Here is a 17,115-nt window from a genome sequence, read left to right as displayed (position 1 = left end):
ACGGCGATAAGCAAGAAAGGCAGCGTGAGATCCGTGAAGAAAAAAACAAAGAGCTTCGAGGTCGTCGTGTGCGGAGGCGGAACCGCGGGGTTCTGCGCCGCTGTGGCCGCCGCGAGGCAGGGAGCGAGAACGGTACTGATTCAGGATCGGCCCGTATTCGGGGGCAACAGCTCCTCCGAGATCCGCGTGACGCCCCATGGCGCCGCGCAATTCCACGCGTACGCGCGCGAGACCGGCATCATCTCCGAGCTGCTGATCGAGGAGCGCGCGCGGAACCACGAGGTCATCTTCGAGAACGGATGGACGAACAGCGTGTGGGACATGACGATGTACGATATGGCGATGAATACGCCGAATCTGACGTTTTACCTGAATACTTCAATCTTGTCTGTAGCGAAGTCGTCGGTGCGAAGGATCGAATCCGTGACCGCTTATGTCGCCGGCGCGGAGACCGAGATCGTGTTCATGGGCGACGTCTTTCTCGATTGCACGGGCGACGGCGTCGTCGCGGAACAAGCGGGCTGCGAATGGCGGATGGGGACGGAAGGGAAAGCGGAGTTCGGCGAGCCCCATGCGCCCGAAGCGGCGAGCCAGGATACGATGGGCAACTCGATTCACTTTAAGGCGAAGGACATGGGGCGCCCCGTTCCGTTTCAGGCGCCGGATTGGGCGATCCGCTACGAGGACGCCGACTTTTTCTACAAGCACGGCCGACAGGTGTACGATATCCGCGGCGGTTACTGGTGGCTCGAGATCGGCGTTCCGTGGCATACGATCTACGATGCGGAGGATATCCGGCACGAGCTGACCCGGCACACGTTGGGCGTTTGGGATTGGATCAAGAACCGAGATCCGCTCACACGGGACAAAGCAGCGAACTTCGCGCTGGACTGGATCGGCCAGGTGCCCGGAAAGCGGGAGAGCCGCCGTATCATGGGGCAGTATCTAATGACGGAGCACGACCCGATCGGGCGCACGGCGTTTCCGGACGAGATCGCCTACGGCGGCTGGTTCCTAGACCTGCATACGCCTGGCGGACTGCTGGCCGCGAACAGCGAACCCGCCAGCGCCGAGGGCTACGACGAGAAGTCCGAATACGCGGCCAAGAGCTATTGCGGTCCGTACGGCATCCCGCTGCGGATCTCGCTGACCAAGGATATCGACAACCTGATGACGGCCGGCCGCAACGTCAGCGTCACCCATGCGGCGCTTGGCACCGTCCGGGTCATGTCGACGACGGCGTTGATCGGCCAGGCGGTAGGCACGGCCGCGGCGGTCGCCCTGCGGCGAGGCATCGAGGTCAAGGACGCGGCGACCGAGGCGATCGGCGAGATTCAGCAGCGGCTGCTGCGGGACGGCGTTTTCCTGCCGAACGTGAAAAACGAGGATGACGAAGACCTGGCCCGATCGGCGACCGTAACCGCCAGCAGCGAGGCGCTTTGCTATGGCGTCGGACCCGAGAGTCCATGGACGCATGGCGCGCTCAAGGGCTGGGAGGAGACGCCGCGTGCACCGAACGAGGCGCTGGAAGAGCGGAGGGGGCAATGGATCGCTCTCGGCGGCGGCGAAGGACTTCGGACGCTGTCCCTGTGCATGAGCAACGACTCCGGCGTGCCGCAGCCGATCGAAGCTCGCTTGTACCGCGTAACCGACATTTGGGATTACCGGGTGGAGCCTGGCGCGGCGCTGGCGGCATCGACGCTGACGGTTCAGCCGGGCAATCGTACATGGGTCGACTGGCCGCTCAAGCTGACCGATGCAGACGGTTTGCCGTTAGACGGCTACGTCCGGGTAGACGTGCTGGAAAACGCGTCGGTCCGCTGGCATGTCGCGGGCGATCTGCAGCCTGGCCACCCGTCCGCTTTTCAGATGAGCGCGAACAAGATGCGGCGGTACGGCAACGGCCATACGCTGTGCTTCAAGACGGAGCCGCCGCAGGCGTGTTATTCGCCGGAGCAAGCCGTCAGCGGCTGCACGAGGCCGCATCTTTCGGCCAATGTATGGCGCTCCGACCCTAACCAGCCGCTATCCCAATGGCTGCAGCTTGAATGGGACGAGGAGCGGCGCATCGGGCAGGTCGAGCTCACGTTCCCGGGCAACCTGCTGCGGGAGTATCATCATTACCCGCCGTATTACCGGGATCCGCAGACGGCCAAGGATTATACGGTCGAGCTGTGGAACGGCGGCGCGTGGCGGATCGTCGTACGGGTCGAGGGAAACTATCAGCGGACGCGAAAGCATGCCTTACCTGACGGCTTGACGACCAGCAAGCTGCGGATCGTCGTGCATGCGACGAACGGGGACAGCTCGGCCGCGATCGCCGAAGTCCGCGTGTACGCTTGAGGGTGCGCAGCAACGCAAGAAGACCTCTGCCACAGCCGAGTATCGGCCGCGGCGGAGGTCTCTTGCTAGTTGTATTCCTTGTGTCGGCGATAGGCGCCCATTTGCACTTACCCGTTATTGCCCCCTTACTTGGTGATCAGCACGTTATCGATATAATACGTGCCCGTCGCGTCGGCCGCGACGCCGACCTTCAACTTGCTCACATCTGCCGCGGCCGGATTTTTGAAGTTGAACTGGTTGGCCACCTTGACGCCGTTGACGTAGAGGTCGAACTTTTTGGTCGCGGTGTTCATGATGACCTTGAGGTTGTACCAGGCGCCGTTCGCGATCGGCGCGACGCTGGAGAGCGTGGTGCCGTTGTACGCTTTGAGATATCCGCCCTGCAGTCCGATGTGGAGAGCGGCCTGGCTGGCGCTGTCGTAGACGGTGAAGTCTTTCCAATTGAGGTCTTCCGTGCGTAAGGTCGCTTTGAAGGTGACGACGCCGGTCTGCGCGCCGAACGATTTTTCCGCGGTCGCCGCGTTCGTCGTACTCGTCTTGTTGATTTTCATGCTCCGGTCCGCCGTCGCGACGCCGACGGAGGGCACGAGGACCGCCGTCACGGTACCGCCCGTCGTTGCGAGCGTCCAGTTGGGCGGGGGATTTCCCGCCGTGTAGCTATTCATGGCATCCCTGAAAATGGGCGTGCCCGAGGCGATCGTTCGGCCGAATGCGGGAACCTCGTCTCTTGTGATCGTGGCGGCATGGTTGTAAACCGTCGTAAGCTGGTACGGCGTATTGCCGGGCTGGTTTTCGGGTGGCGAGCCATAGAAGGAATTGTCCGACCAGCCGATCGCCCAGGTTAGGAACCACGTATAATCGTAGCTCGGTATCGAGGCGGCGTGAGGAACCAATCCCACCTCGGACAAGCCGAAGCGCTTGCTGCCCATAATGGCGGCCAATTGGGTGTTGGCTGCAGAGAAGTTCGAGTCGCCCTGATCGCTCGTATAGAAATCCACGCCGCCGAGGTCGACGTAAGCGTCGCCGGGATAATAAGCGCTGTTCAGCGGCAGCTCCTTGGCCGGCGCCCACACCCAGATGAGATTGTTCAGGCCGTGAACGTTCGTGAAGCGGTCGTACATGTTCTGCCACAGCTTCCGATACGAGGCCGGATCCTTGCCGCCCCACCAGAACCAGGCGCCGTTCATCTCGTGATACGGCCGCCAGAGCACGACGACGCCTTGATCCCGCAGCGACTTCAGATAGCCCGCGATCGTATCGACATGCGCCAGCCACTTGGCATACTCGGGCGTGCCGGGCGTCGTCACCTTATCGAAATTCGTCTGCGACATCCCGCTGATGACGCTGCTCCAGCCTCCGGCATCCGCCGTCGTGTCCAGCGGATTCGTCTGATGCCAGGAAGCGGTCATCAGCCCGCCTTTTTTCCAATAATCGCTCCCTTCGTCGACAATGGCGGATCGCCATGTGCCGAGATCGGCCAGGCCCGTCACATTGTACAAAAAGTCGAAGCCGATCATGGCCGGATACTTGCCGGACGTCAAATCGGCAACGTGGTCGGTTTCCGTATAGCCGTAAGTTTGGCCCCGCACGTATTGCCCGGAGATGATCTGATTGTTCGCCTGTACGGTATCGAAGTAATTCAGCACGTCCTTCACTGCCTGCGTCGCGTTCGCGTTCGCCGGCGTGGCGGCGCTCGCCGCGGTGCCGCCCGTCCACGGCAGTACGGGAACCAGCATCGCGACGATCAGCATCGCGGATAGCCAATGCGGCATTCGATTGCGCTTCATTTTCGAATCCCTCCTCCATAGTGGCAATGCAGTTTTCTAAACCGACGATTAAGCGCTTACAAATCGCAAATCTCTTTTCAAATAGCCTCCTCCGTTCGAGATACATCCATTGTAAAATTACGCCCGCCGTTAAGAGTCACGTTTTTTCGGCAAAAAGTTGTCGATCTTCGGCAGCTTCGGTACAACCGTATTCAGTCGAAAATATCGAACCTTTTGCCGAAGAATTTGGAATTGCCGGTTCGGCGGGGCAGCTAGAATGAAGCTATCCAGAAAGACGGCGAGGAGAGAAACGGATGGCTTCCATCGTTCGAAACGTTCGCAGACACGGCGTCATGTACGCGCTTCTGCTGCCCGGCTTGCTTTACTTCGCGATATTCAAGTATGTGCCGATGGTGTATATCGCCGCAGCGTTCAAAAATTACAACGTCCTGCTCGGATTATGGGAAAGTCCGTGGATCGGCTGGCAAAACTTCAAGCTGTTCTTCGACGGCGTTTATTTTGATCAGATTATCGGCAATACGATCCTCATTTCCCTTTATAAACTCGTCTTTTCGTTTCCCGCCCCGATCGTCTTGGCCTTGATGCTGAATGCCGTGACAGCGGGCGGCTTCAAGCGGACGATCCAGACGCTGACGTATTTGCCTCATTTCCTGTCCTGGGTCATCATCTACGGCCTGCTGGTCGCCTTCCTGGCACCTGGTTCCGGATTGGTGAATCAGCTCTTGACGGCGTTCCATCTCGACCGCATCTCGTTTCTGACGGAGCCCGGATTGATCCGCTCGCTGATCGTGACGACGGATATCTGGCAATCGGTCGGCTGGGGCGCCATTATCTATCTGGCCGCGCTGACGGGCATCGATCCGTCCCTTTACGAGGCCGCTACCGTAGACGGCGCTTCACGCTGGAGACAGCTCTGGAGCATCACGCTGCCCGGCATTCAGACCGTCATTATCCTGATGCTGATCCTTCGCCTAAGCGCGATTCTCGACGTCGGCTTCGATCAGATCTATATGATGATGAACCCGTTGAATCAGGAAAAGGCGGACGTCATCGAGACCTGGGTGTACCGCGTCGGCATGCAGGAGGGCCGGATCGGCCTCGCGACGGCTGTCGGCTTGTTCAAATCCGTCATCGGCTTCGCGCTGGTGTTCGGCGCCAATCGCCTGGCAAGACGCGTCGGCGGACAAATCTGGTAGGAGGAACTGCGATGAACGCGATGTCCAAAAACGAACGAATGCTTCAAACGCTCAATTACGTCCTGTTATCCTTGCTTGCCGCGTCTTGCGTCGTTCCTTTCTTTTACGTCCTCAGCGTGTCGGTCACGCCGATCTCCGAGGTCATCCGAAAGGACGGACTCGTCCTCATTCCCACGCATGTCACCTGGACCGCCTATGAAGAGATCATGAAGGGCGGAAGGCTTGCGGAAGCCTATCAAGCGACCCTTTTTCGGGTGATCGCAGGCACGGTCGTCAATCTGTTCTTCACCGTCCTGACAGCGCTGCCGCTGTCCCGCAAGTCGCTGCCCGGGCGCAGCGCGGCGCTGATGTTCATCGTATTCACGATGCTGTTCAACGGCGGGATCATCCCAAGCTACCTGCTGGTCAAGGAGATCGGCCTCTTGGACTCGTCATGGTCGCTCATCGTCCCGGGACTTATCAACGCCTTTTACCTGCTGATCGTCAAAAGCTTTTTCGAGCAGCTGCCCGAGGCGATCGACGAGGCCGCGCGAATCGACGGCGCCGGCGAGCTGTCGATCTTATTCCGAATCGTGCTGCCGCTATCCGGCCCGATCATAGCCACCGTCGGCTTGTTTTACGCGGTGTGGCATTGGAACAGCTATTTCGACGCGTTGCTCTACATCACCGACACGTCGAAGCAGCCGCTGCAGCTCTTTTTGAGACAGATTCTGATGGCTTCCGTCGCGATCAGCGGGGATGCCGCAGAAGCCGCCAATTCGGTGAACCCGATCTCCGTGCAGATGGCCTCGGTCGTCGTGACCACGCTGCCCATTTTGATCGTATACCCGTTCATTCAGAAGCACTTCACCAAAGGCGTGCTGCTCGGTTCGGTGAAGGGTTGATCCAAGGGGCAAAACTCTCGTTATCATGAGGAAACTCTTGATATAAACCGTTATACTATTCGAAAGGGAGAGGTTTATCGATGAGAAAGAGACGCATGCAAACGGCGGCCGCCCTGGCTGTCGCCATCAGTCTGGCGGCGACCGGCTGCAGCAAGGACGATGCGAAGTCGCAGGCGGACGGCAAGATGAAGCTGAGCTTCTTCAACGCCATCGGCTACAGGCTGACGACGCCGATGCCCTCGGGCGAGAACGATCCGATTCGGCAGATAATCGAGAAGGACAACAACATCGAGCTGGACATGACGCTGGGCGGCGAGAACTGGAAGGACAAGTTGAACCTGCTGCTGTCGTCCAACCAGATCCCGGACATCCTCACGTTCCCGGACAGGGCCAGCGCCATTCAATATTACGACCAGGGGCTGGTGGCGGAGCTGGACGATGCGGTCAAGGAAGTGCCCGACCTGACCGCTTCCATCGATCCTTCCCGGCTCGAGCCGATGAAATATAAGGATCATATGATCGGGCTGCCCGGCTCCGAATCGGTCGGCGGCGTGAACGGCTGGTGGATCAACGGGACATGGCTGAAGAAGCTGAACCTGCAAGCGCCGACGAATCCGGATGAGCTTTTAAAGGTAATGAAGGCGTTTACATTCGACGATCCGGACGGCAATGGCAAGGACGACACGTACGGCTTCCTCGCCATGCTGCCGAAGGACGGCTCGCTTGGCTACAGCACTACGGGCGCCCAGGGCTTCCAGCAGATCTTCTGGATGTTCGGCGTTCAACCCAACTTCGTCGACGCGAAGGACGGCAAGGTCGTCGTCTACAACACCGATCCGAAAACGAAAGAAGTGCTGCAGTTCATTAATCAAATGATCGAAGCGAAAGTCGTCGACCCCGATTGGGTCACGATCGACGACAACCTGAAGCGGGACAACAAGATGTACCAGGGCAAGGTCGGCATCATGATTGCGGATTGGCGCCGCATGGAGCCGTCCGAGCAGCAGAAAATGAAGGACGCGGGCGGCAGCGTGCCGGAGTGGCAGCAGATCGCGCCGCCGAAGGGACCGTACGGCGACCAGATTCTCGACACGAAGCCGTTCCAGCAGACGATGATCGGCCTGTCGAAGGAAGCGCTCAAGGACCCGGAGAAGACCAAGCGCGCCATGCAGCTCATTCAATATTTGTACACGAACGCGGACGTCTATCCGTACCTGGCCTATGGGATCAAAGACAAGACCTTCAAGGTCGCGGACGGCAAGCCGGCCTTGATCGACAGATCGACCTACAACGAGAAGGAAGTCGAGTGGCGCTACAACTACGCGTTCGTGCGCAAAGCCAATGACGGCGTCTACTTCGACTTTAAAAATCCGGAAGTCACGAACGCCAACCAGAAGCTGAACAACGGCTATCTAAAGGATAACAATGTCAACCCCCGGGTGTTCGACGATCCGAACGATCCGCTGGCCCAGGACCGCATCAAGTACGTCAACGAGATGATGCTCAAGTTCGTCATGGGCAAGGAGCCGCTTAGCGGCTGGGACGATTACGTCAAGACGCTGCAGGACAAGTTCAAGCTGAGCGACGCCGTCGCCAATTATACGAAGCAGTTGCAAAGCGACGGCGTGCTTCAATAAACGCCCGGATGAGGAGTAGAGCGGAGACCGCTCTCCTCTTCTTCGGTTTGCGGATCCGATATCGAACATGCAGGAGTGAACGTCATGCGGGACAGGGCAAGCAAGCTGCTTCACAACATCTCCTTCCGATTATTCCTCGTTTGCTTTATTTTCGTGCTGAGCTCGGAGGTGATCGTCAGCGCCCTGTCCTACCGCTATATCAAAAACGAGATTTCCTCGAGCCAGACCGAACGGGCCAAGCAGCTGCTGCTGAAGGAGCAGCAGTATATGGACCTGTACATCGCCCTGGTTCAAAATACGATCGCGCTGCTCTCCTCGTCGTCCGCGACGTGGCATGACGGTATCGATTCCGCGCAAGCCGGCGTAGAAGGCGTGTACCGCACCCACTCCGACATTTTAACCGACGCATATTTGATCCGGGAAAACCTTTCCATCCTCGGCGGCAATACCGTCACCAAGGTGCTGAACGATCCGATGCCGAGCCGGGAAGAGCTGTACCGGGCCGCATACAGCAACGCGTACGGCAGCATTGCCGTCAGCAATCCTTACCAATCGTTTTACTCCGGCTGGACGGTGACGTTCACGAAGGCGCTGAAGTTCGCGGGGGAGCGGATGGTCATTGCGGTGGATCTCAACCTGACTGCGCTGCAGGAGCGGATGGACCAGATCAGCCGCGGCAGCAACCTGCGGCTCGCCATTCTCGACGATCAGGGCCGCCTCATCCTCGAGCCGGCCGCGGGCGGACCGCTGCGGGCCAAGGATCATCGCCTGCTGTTGGGCGACCGGGACGGCACGGAGCTGATTTATAACAAGGACGATGTCTTCCAGGCGCGCATGGACGGCGCGCCCGTCACCGTCATGCGAGGCTTCATCCCCCGTACGAAATGGATCGTGCTCGCCCTGTCCGACAGCACGGCACTGGCGCACTCGCTTGAGCGGCTGGAATCCTTTTTCTTCGTGGTGCTCGCGGTTGGCCTTCTCCTTAGCGTCGTGACCGCCGCCTTCGTCGCCAGGATGATCCGGACGCCGGTCTATTACTTGATCCGCAAGATGAGTCTGGTCAAGCAGGGCGATCTGAACGTGACGATTCCGAAGCTTCGCAACGACGAGTTCGGAGAGCTGACGGACACGTTTAACGCCATGCTGGAGCGGATCCGCACGCTGCTCGAGCATGTCAACGTCAGCGAACGGAAAAAGAAGGAAATGGAAATACAGGTGCTGCAATCGCAGATCAATCCGCATTTTTTGTACAACGCGCTGGGTTCGATCAGCAACGTCGTCGACGTCGGCAGATACGAGGAGGTAGACGACCTGATCGGCGCGCTGATCGCCATTCTCGAGTACGGCATCACGGATTTCTCCGACAGCGTCAGCCTGGAGCAGGAGCTTCGCAACGTGAGAGATTACTTGCACATTCAAAGCATCCGGTACGACCGCGCCTTCGAGCTCGTCGAGGAGATCGATCCCGAGGCGCTGGCCCATCCGGTGCTGCGAATGGCGCTGCAGCCGATCGTGGAAAACAGCGTTTTCCACGGCTATAGCGGCGGAAGGCTCGCGGGCGTCATTCGAATCGCGGCGGCGAGCAAGGACGGACAACTCGTCATCGACGTCTCGGACGAAGGCGTGGGCATGACTCCCGACAAGGCGGCGACGCTGCTGCTCCCGGGACGGGAGGGCGAACCGGCCGTAAGGCGCAAGCGAATCGGCTTGTACAACATCCACCAGCGCATTCGGCTGAACTATGGCGAAGACTGCGGTCTCGCCGTCTGGAGCGAGGAAGGCAAAGGAACGCGGATTACGCTGCGGTTTCCGGACCTGCGCGCAAGCGAGCGGAATACGCTCGCAGTCTAGGAGAAGGAGGAGTGGCCATGCGGGATGCGATCGCCTGCCTGATCGTCGACGACGAGCCCCCGATGGTGCAGCGTCTGACGCGCATGTTCGAGCGTTGGGCGGAGCGGCGGCTGCCTTACAAGCTGGTCGGCACGGCGTGCTCGGGAGACGAGGGGCTGGAGAAGGCGGCGCTGCTGAAGCCGGACCTAATCTTGACCGACGTGGTCATGCCCGGCAAAAACGGACTGGAGATGATCAAAGCGCTGCGGGAAAGCCATCCGCGCATCGAATTTATCGTCTTGAGCGCCTATAGCGACTTTGCTTATGCCAAGCAGGCGATCGCCATGGGGGTCTTCGAGTACTTGGTCAAGGTGCCGCTGCGGGAGCAGGAGGTGCTGGCGGCGCTGGACAAGGCGCGGGACAATATGATGGCGCGGGGAGAAAAGGAGCGGACGCTTCATAGCCTAAGCGGCTCCGTCAAAGGCGACGCCCACCGGATGCGCAAGCAACTGTTCGAGGAGCTGGCGCGGGGAGAGCGTAGCGCCGCCTCGATGGAGAAGGCGAGCCTGCCGTACGCCCCCGGCTTCCGGACTGATCGGTACGCTTGCTTTGCCGTGCGGCTGGACGATTACGCGGCCTTCTGCGAGGCCTTTGCGCCTGCCGACCGCCAATCGCTGCGGTACGGCATGATGAATATTATCGAAGAAGTTCTCCAGGCTTCGGGCGGCTGCTTCGTTTTCGAATGGACGGGCGACACGTTGTTCGGCTTCGCGATGATCCAGGAAACTGGAGAGTTGGGTTACGAAAATAGGGGCGTCGCGCTCGGCGAAGAGATCGTCGGTCACGTGAAAACGTATTTGCGCCTGTCGGTGTCCGTCGGGGTCAGCCGGAGATACGGGGGCTGGGAGCGGGCGGAAGCCGCCTTCCGGGAAGCGCAAGCGGCAGTGACGGACGCGTTTTATAGCAGCTTCGGAACGGTCGTCACGCCGAACCGCCGGCCGTTCTACGACGCAGCCGACGCGCAGGACGTTTTCGACCGGTTCGAGGTGGCGCTGGAGCGCGTCTCGTCGAAAGCCGACCGGGACGAGCTGGCGCCGCTGCTGAAGCTGCTGCATGCGCACCGCATCTCCCCGGACAAGCTGGTTCCCTTCGCCGAGCGGTGGCTCGCGCGCCTGGAGCGGAAGTTGCTGCAGTCCGGGCATGACCCGCAGGACGAGCCGAAGCTCCGTCCGGATGCCTGCATGCATTTGCATCAGTTCGCGGACCGGCTCCGCGAACAGTGGGATCGGATTCTGTCGCGGACGGAAGCGCCTAGCCTGAGGCCGGATATGGCCAAAGCGATCCTGTACGTCGAAGACCATTTGAGCGAGCCGCTGTCGCTCGGTCAGCTGGCGGACTATATCCATTTGAATCCGACGTACGTAAGCGAGCTGTTCAAAAAAGAACTGGGCGTCAACTTCACCGATTACGTCGCCAAGCGTCGGATCGAGAGGGCCATCGCGCTCATGCGCAAGCGGGCGTATACGAATCAGGAGCTCGCGGAAGCCGTCGGCATTCAGAACGAGAAATACTTTTGCACGCTTTTTAAAAAAATGACCGGTACTTCGCCGCAGAAGTACGAGACGGGCGGCAGAAGGAACGAGGAAGCGAGAGGATAGACAGTGGCGACAACCCGTTTTAAGAGGCGCAGGCCCTCGGAGCTGGAATGGGGCGCCGATACGGGCATCGTCTGGCACCCTTCGGAGACGGAGACGCATTACGAGCATCCCGTACAGTCCTTTTGTCAATTTCGAAAAAGCTTCGAGCTCCCGGCGGACGCGGCCGCCGAAGGGAAGCTGCGCATTTTCGCAGACTCTAAATATATCGTCTATGTGAACGGCGTCTATGCGGGCCGGGGGCCTTGCAGGAGCGATCCCAGATGGCAGTACGTGGACGAGGTGGATGTAGGCGGCTTGCTTCGACCGGGCGACAACAGTATCGCGGTCATGGTGTTGTACTATGGCTACGGTACCGGTCAATCGATCGACAGGATCCCGGCGCTGCTGGCGGAGCTGCGTACCGCCGCGCAGGGCGGTGAGGCGCTGATAGTAGGTACGGACGAAACGTGGTTATGCCGCAAAGCGGCTGCCTACGACGAGCGGGCGCCGCGCGTGAACGGCTGTCAGGGGCCGATCGAGATCTACGACGCCCGGTTGGAGACGGAAGACTGGTACAAGCAGGAGGCGGTCGCCGAAGGCTGGACCGCTGCAAAGAAACGAGATTTCAAGCTTTCGCCTTTTTGGAATCTGCTCAAGAGGCCGATCCCGCTGCTGGAAGAGACGGAGCTGGATGCATGTCGACTCGCGGGCCGAGGCGTCGCGTCGAAGCTCGCGGCGCCTTCCGGCCGCCTGCATCTGGATATGATCGAGGAGACCAAGGGCATCCGCCTGTTCGCAGCCGACAGCTCGGACAGCCCGCTGGATGTCTGGTCGAAGCCGGCGGCGGCCGGTGAAGCCGAAGTGCTGACCTACGACTTTGGCAGGATCGAGCCCGGCTATTTGCAGATTGACGTGACCGGCACGTCCGGCACGATCATTGACGTAGCTTATGCGGAGGAGCTGTGGGAAGGCAAGGCGCTGCTGAACGCGAGCAACAACCGTTCGCTCGACCGCTTCATCCTCGCGGAGGGACGGCAGCGCCTGGAGATCGCTTTCGGCTGGAAAGCATGCCGCTACGTGCAGCTGCGCATTCGCCATGCCGATTCGCGTCCGGTATGCCTGCACCGGATCGGGCTGCGGACGCGCGGGTACCCGGTGACGGAGCCGGCCGTCTTCAAGTGCAGCGATCCGATGCTCCAGCGGGTCTGGGACATCTCCGCCCATACGCTGCGCATCTGCATGCAGGACGCCTTCGTCGACTCGCCGAGCCGCGAGCAGCAGCAGTGGATGGGAGACGGACGTTGGCAGGCGCTGTACCAGACCTATTACGCCGGGGATGGCAGGCTGCACCGCAAGCTGCTGGAGCAGGTCGGTCAGTCGCAGGATTGGCAGGGCATGACGGCGCAGCGTTATCCGGACGGGCATCACAACTATCCGCCGATCCCGTCGTTTTGCCTGCACTGGGTCAGCTCCTTCGGCGAATATTTGGAGGCCTATGGAGATGACGGTCTGCTGGCCGAGTGGTGGCCGAATATCGTGCAGGCGCTGCGCTGGTTTTCGGGCTTCGAAAACAAAGAAGGCTTGCTTGAAGACGTGCCTTATTGGTCTTATATCGACGCTGGCGAGGCGCCGCTCGGCAGATGGCCGGACGTCGAGCGCGGCGGCATCGTGACGGCGCTCAACCTGCTCTATTTGGAAGCTGTACGATGTGCAGCCGGATATGCGCGACTGGTCGGAGACACGGAAGCGGAGGCTTATTACGCCAGGACCGGCGACCGGTTAGCGGACGCCGTCAAGCGAAGCTTATGGATGCAGGAAGCGGGCGCGTATGCGGATTGCCGGGTCGAAGACGTGCTCGGCCCATTGTTCAGCGAATCGGCGAACGCCCTCGCGCTAGCGGTCCTGCATGAGGCGGGGGACGCGCGCAGCGAGGCGATCTACCGGTCGGTATTCTCGTCGGTGGCGCAGGGGAGCGCCATTCAAGCGAGCCCCTTCTTCATGCAGGTCGTGTACCGGGCGCTCGGGAAGCTCGGCCGCGAGGACCGCATGCTGGATCTTGTGCGCGAGCGCTACGGACCGATGGTCGAAGCCGGAGCGACGACGGTGTGGGAATGGTGGGAGTTGTTCTATCCGGATGCGCGGACGGGGGAGACGCAATACAGCTCCGCCTGCCATGCCTGGGGGAGCATGCCCGTCTATATGTTTCTTCGCTCGATCGCAGGCGTGCGTTCGTTGGAGCCGGGACGTCGCGTCGTGGAGATCGCGCCGTGGCTCCCGGACGGACTGGACTGGGCAGAGGGCGAGATTCCGACCGCCTGCGGACGGTTGACCGTTCGAGCGGAACGGGAAAGCGGCGGCCGGACGGGGGCGATGCTGCTGCATCTGACGGTGCCGGAAGGGCTGGGGGTATTGGCGAAAGGCGAGTCGCTCGGCGCCGGAGAGCATCATTTGCGAATCGGTTAAAATCGGTCCGGAGTTAAGCGGATTTGCCGCATAGCTACGCTCGCAGCGTACTGGTCGCGCGGCGTCGCGCTTGCTTATACCCGCCTCAACCATTCAGACGCGATGCAGCCGCCGGTGGGCCGAGGGCGTCATCCCGAGTTTGGCGGTAAATACGCGGCTCAGGTAAAAGCCGTTTTCGTACCCGCATTGCTGCGCGATCCAGTCAAGCGGCTGCGTCGTCTCTTCCAGCAGCCGGCACGCCCGGCCGAGCCGCAGTCCGGTGACGAACTCGGTCGGCGTCGTCCGGTATGCGGCGCGGAAGCGCCGGGTCAGCTGCACGGGGCTGATGCCGAGCGCGTCCGAGAGCGCGCGCATCGCCAGCGGCCCATAGGCGCGCTCGAGCAGCCACTTGCGCGCTTCGACCATATCGGACGCCGGCGCGTCCGCAGCCGTAAGCGCGGCCGATTCGGCTCGGCTGCGCTCCATTTCCATGAGCCGCAACAAGTCCTCGATCATATGCTTCATCCGGCCGAGCGCCGGCTCCTGCCGTAAGGCGCCGCCGATTTCCTTCATGTAACGGTAGGTCGACATCAGGCGTTCCGCATCGTGAATCGTCCACTTTCCCCCGAGCGCCGCCGATTCTTCGGCGTCCGGCGCAAGCGTCCAATCGAATTTGATGAAATGAAACGTCAGCGGCGAAAGGGCATGGCGATGAAAGACGATGCCGGGCGGACATACGACGATGTCGCCGAAACCGGCTTCTCCGGCCTTCGCGCCGATCCGGTATTCGAACCGACCGCGCTCGACTCCGAACATCGTCCATGCCGCATCCGTATCTTGCGCCAGCTGGAATTGCTTCTTTTTGATCCAGTACATATAGGCTACCGGGTGCGCCGACCAATCGTATCTCATGTGGAGACTCTCCCGTCAAATGTGAAATATCGGATATGGTTATCGTAATAGGATGCATGTTATTTAGCAAGCTGGAGAATTAAGATGAAACAGAGGATAAACGAGCGAATCGAAGGAGAGGTCGGCATATGCGCAGCGAAACGATAAAAACCGATATTACCGTCGTCGGAGGCGGGCTGGCTGGCGTGAACGCGGCGATCGCGGCGGCTCGGCTCGGGCGGACTGTCGCGCTCGTCAACAACCGTCCGGTGCTTGGCGGCAACTCCAGCAGCGAAGTGCGCGTCTGGGTATGCGGTGCGACCGCGCATGGCACTCAGCGATATGCAAGAGAGACCGGAATTATGGGCGAGCTGTTCGTCGAAAATCAATTTCGCAACAAAGACGGCAATCCGTATTTCTGGGATATGGTCGTGCTGGAAGCGGTAAGAGCGGAGCCCAACATTCAGTTGTTTTTGAATACGGACGTGCACGAGGTCGAAGCGGATGGGGAACCGCACGATCTTACGATCCGCTCGGCGACGGGGTGGATGATGGGCTCCGAACGGCGTATTCGTTTTGAGAGCGAGATGTATCTCGACTGTACCGGCGACGGGCTGGTCGGATTTCTGGCAGGCGCCAAGTACAGGCTGGGACGGGAAGCCCGCGACGAGTTCGGCGAGGAATGGGCGCCGGAAGTCGCCGACGACATTACGCTCGGCAGCACGCTGCTTTTCTATACGAAAGACGCCGGACATCCGGTCAAATATACGCCGCCCAAGATGGCCATCGACGTGACGAAGACGACGATTCCCGAGCGGCGCATCATCCGGAGCGGGGATAACGGCTGCGCATACTGGTGGATCGAATGGGGAGGGGAGCACGACACCGTCCACGACAACGAGCGGATTCGCGACGAGCTATGGTCGGTCATCTACGGGATCTGGGATTATATTAAAAATTCCGGGAAGTTCGACGCGGCCAACATGACGCTGGAATGGGTAGGCTCCATGCCCGGCAAGCGCGAATATCGCCGCTTCGTCGGCGACTACGTGCTGAATCAGAACGATATTCTGGCGCAGCGGGAATTCGACGACCGCGTCGCGTTCGGCGGCTGGTCGATCGACCTGCACCCGCCGCAAGGCGTATACGCCACCGAATCGGGCTCGAAGCATCTGTTCTCGGACGGCATTTACCATGTTCCGTTCCGTTCGCTCTATTCGGCGAACGTGAACAACATGCTGATGGCCGGCCGCGACATCAGCGCGACGCATGTCGCGTTCGGCACGACGCGCGTCATGGCGACGTGCGCCGTCATCGGCGAAGCGGCGGGCACCGGCGCGGCGCTGTGCGCGGCCAAGGGCATTACGCCGCGCGAGCTCTACGTAGGCCACCTGCGCGAGCTTCAGCAGACGCTGCTGCGCCAGGACGCATCCGTCATCGGCCTTCGCAGCGAGGACGAAGCCGACCTGGCGCGCCGTGCTAGCGTCTCGGCCTCCAGCGAGCGCAGCCGCTTGGGCATAGAGCAGCCGGCGTATGCCGTCCCGCTAGCGACGGATATCGGCATTACCGTGCCGGTCGATCCGGCGCTGGACGGCATCGAGCTGCTCGTGGATGCAGAAGCGGACACGGTGCTCGCCGTCGAGCTGTGGGACACCGGCCGGCCGGAAAACTATGTTCCGCATGCCAAGATCGCGGAGGCAACAGCCGCCTTGTCCGCCGGTAGCAAGCAGTGGGTGAAGCTCAACCTAAGCTGGGTGCCGGAGACGGCCTGCAACGCATTTCTCGTCGTCAAGGCCAACGAAGCGCTCGCGCTGCATATGGCGGACCGGCCGAGCTCGGGCGTACTCGCTTATCGCAAGAGCGATCTGGCCAGCGTCTCGCGGCCGAACGAAGAACGTCAGCAGGGGCAGCCGCTCGTCGAGTGGAGCAAGCACGAATTCGATCATGCTTCGCCATGCATCCGCCTGACAGCAGCGACCGGCGCCTTCGCGGCCGACAAAGCGATTGACGGTTACCTTCGTCCCTACGGCGGACCGCATATGTGGTCGTCCGCGCGCATAACCGAGGCGCGCCCGGAGTGGCTGGAGCTGGCTTGGAACGCGCCGACGCCGATTCGCGAGATTCATCTCGTTTTTAACGACGACGTCAACGACGACCTGATCAATTTGCATCACCATATCACGCCGTACGAGGCGATGCCGACACTCGTCAAGGACTACCGGATCGAGACGCGCGATGGCGACAAATGGGTGACGATCGCCGAGGCGCGCGGCAACTACAAGCGTAAACGCGTCCATCGCCTCGACGCCGACATCCGGACGGAACGGCTGCGTATCGTAGTAGAAGAGACCAACGGCAGCGAATACGCGGAGATCGTAGAAGTGCGAGCCTACGCCTGACGAATCCAGTCCCCTGAGCTTGACGCCGAGCAAGGACGGCTCGCCGACAAACGCGAAGACGCGATCCTG

Annotated in this window: 10 protein-coding genes; 8 read left to right on the top strand and 2 right to left on the bottom strand. The window is 60.7% G+C overall.

The window, feature by feature from the left end; translation table 11 throughout:
• Positions 1 to 33 precede the first annotated feature (33 nt).
• A complete protein-coding gene (locus ACFOTD_RS13425) occupies positions 34 to 2,343 on the top strand; it encodes an FAD-dependent oxidoreductase (RefSeq protein WP_378119483.1) in 2,310 nt (769 codons plus the stop codon).
• Positions 2,344 to 2,468: 125 nt separating this feature from the next.
• On the opposite strand, the gene ACFOTD_RS13420 is transcribed toward ACFOTD_RS13425, so the two are convergent.
• Positions 2,469 to 4,130: a glycosyl hydrolase gene (locus tag ACFOTD_RS13420; protein ID WP_378119481.1), complete on the bottom strand. Its 1,662-nt coding sequence runs from the start codon at positions 4,128 to 4,130 to the stop codon at positions 2,469 to 2,471.
• A 293-nt stretch (positions 4,131 to 4,423) separates the two neighbouring features.
• Here ACFOTD_RS13420 and ACFOTD_RS13415 point away from each other — a divergent pair, with 293 nt between their 5' ends.
• The 6 genes from ACFOTD_RS13415 to ACFOTD_RS13390 all read left to right on the top strand — a co-directional run bounded on the left by ACFOTD_RS13415 (position 4,424) and on the right by ACFOTD_RS13390 (position 13,777).
• Positions 4,424 to 5,326 carry an ABC transporter permease gene (locus tag ACFOTD_RS13415; protein ID WP_378119479.1) on the top strand — a complete coding sequence of 301 codons (903 nt, stop codon included), beginning with the start codon at positions 4,424 to 4,426 and terminating at the stop codon, positions 5,324 to 5,326.
• 11 nt (positions 5,327 to 5,337) lie between these two features.
• Positions 5,338 to 6,210: a carbohydrate ABC transporter permease gene (locus tag ACFOTD_RS13410; protein WP_378119477.1), complete on the top strand. Its 873-nt coding sequence runs from the start codon at positions 5,338 to 5,340 to the stop codon at positions 6,208 to 6,210.
• Positions 6,211 to 6,290: 80 nt separating this feature from the next.
• Positions 6,291 to 7,847, top strand: coding sequence for a type 2 periplasmic-binding domain-containing protein (locus ACFOTD_RS13405; RefSeq protein ID WP_378119475.1), 1,557 nt, complete (start codon positions 6,291 to 6,293; stop codon positions 7,845 to 7,847).
• An 84-nt stretch (positions 7,848 to 7,931) separates the two neighbouring features.
• Positions 7,932 to 9,698: a cache domain-containing sensor histidine kinase gene (locus ACFOTD_RS13400; protein WP_378119474.1), complete on the top strand. Its 1,767-nt coding sequence runs from the start codon at positions 7,932 to 7,934 to the stop codon at positions 9,696 to 9,698.
• Positions 9,699 to 9,715: 17 nt separating this feature from the next.
• Positions 9,716 to 11,335: a response regulator gene (locus tag ACFOTD_RS13395; protein WP_378119472.1), complete on the top strand. Its 1,620-nt coding sequence runs from the start codon at positions 9,716 to 9,718 to the stop codon at positions 11,333 to 11,335.
• Between the two features lie 3 nt (positions 11,336 to 11,338).
• Positions 11,339 to 13,777: a family 78 glycoside hydrolase catalytic domain gene (locus ACFOTD_RS13390; protein WP_378119470.1), complete on the top strand. Its 2,439-nt coding sequence runs from the start codon at positions 11,339 to 11,341 to the stop codon at positions 13,775 to 13,777.
• Positions 13,778 to 13,870: 93 nt separating this feature from the next.
• On the opposite strand, the gene ACFOTD_RS13385 is transcribed toward ACFOTD_RS13390, so the two are convergent.
• Positions 13,871 to 14,668, bottom strand: coding sequence for a helix-turn-helix domain-containing protein (locus tag ACFOTD_RS13385; RefSeq protein WP_378119468.1), 798 nt, complete (start codon positions 14,666 to 14,668; stop codon positions 13,871 to 13,873).
• 128 nt (positions 14,669 to 14,796) lie between these two features.
• Here ACFOTD_RS13385 and ACFOTD_RS13380 point away from each other — a divergent pair, with 128 nt between their 5' ends.
• Positions 14,797 to 17,046, top strand: coding sequence for an FAD-dependent oxidoreductase (locus ACFOTD_RS13380; RefSeq protein WP_378119466.1), 2,250 nt, complete (start codon positions 14,797 to 14,799; stop codon positions 17,044 to 17,046).
• The last annotated feature ends 69 nt before the right edge of the window (positions 17,047 to 17,115 follow it).

This window comes from Cohnella sp. GCM10012308, assembly GCF_042649185.1.
GTDB lineage: Bacteria > Bacillota > Bacilli > Paenibacillales > Paenibacillaceae > Cohnella.
Note: the sequence above shows the minus strand (reverse complement) of the source record. Positions and strands in the feature narration are given on the sequence as shown.

What these genes read in the sequence shown, in the direction of transcription:
- ACFOTD_RS13420 (WP_378119481.1), bottom strand. Translation starts at nt 4,130, where the DNA reads ATGAAGCGCAATCGAATGCCGCATTGGCTATCCGCGATGCTGATCGTC.
- ACFOTD_RS13415 (WP_378119479.1), top strand. Translation starts at nt 4,424, where the DNA reads ATGGCTTCCATCGTTCGAAACGTTCGCAGACACGGCGTCATGTACGCG.
- ACFOTD_RS13410 (WP_378119477.1), top strand. Translation starts at nt 5,338, where the DNA reads ATGAACGCGATGTCCAAAAACGAACGAATGCTTCAAACGCTCAATTAC.
- ACFOTD_RS13405 (WP_378119475.1), top strand. Translation starts at nt 6,291, where the DNA reads ATGAGAAAGAGACGCATGCAAACGGCGGCCGCCCTGGCTGTCGCCATC.
- ACFOTD_RS13400 (WP_378119474.1), top strand. Translation starts at nt 7,932, where the DNA reads ATGCGGGACAGGGCAAGCAAGCTGCTTCACAACATCTCCTTCCGATTA.
- ACFOTD_RS13395 (WP_378119472.1), top strand. Translation starts at nt 9,716, where the DNA reads ATGCGGGATGCGATCGCCTGCCTGATCGTCGACGACGAGCCCCCGATG.
- ACFOTD_RS13385 (WP_378119468.1), bottom strand. Translation starts at nt 14,668, where the DNA reads ATGAGATACGATTGGTCGGCGCACCCGGTAGCCTATATGTACTGGATC.
- ACFOTD_RS13380 (WP_378119466.1), top strand. Translation starts at nt 14,797, where the DNA reads ATGCGCAGCGAAACGATAAAAACCGATATTACCGTCGTCGGAGGCGGG.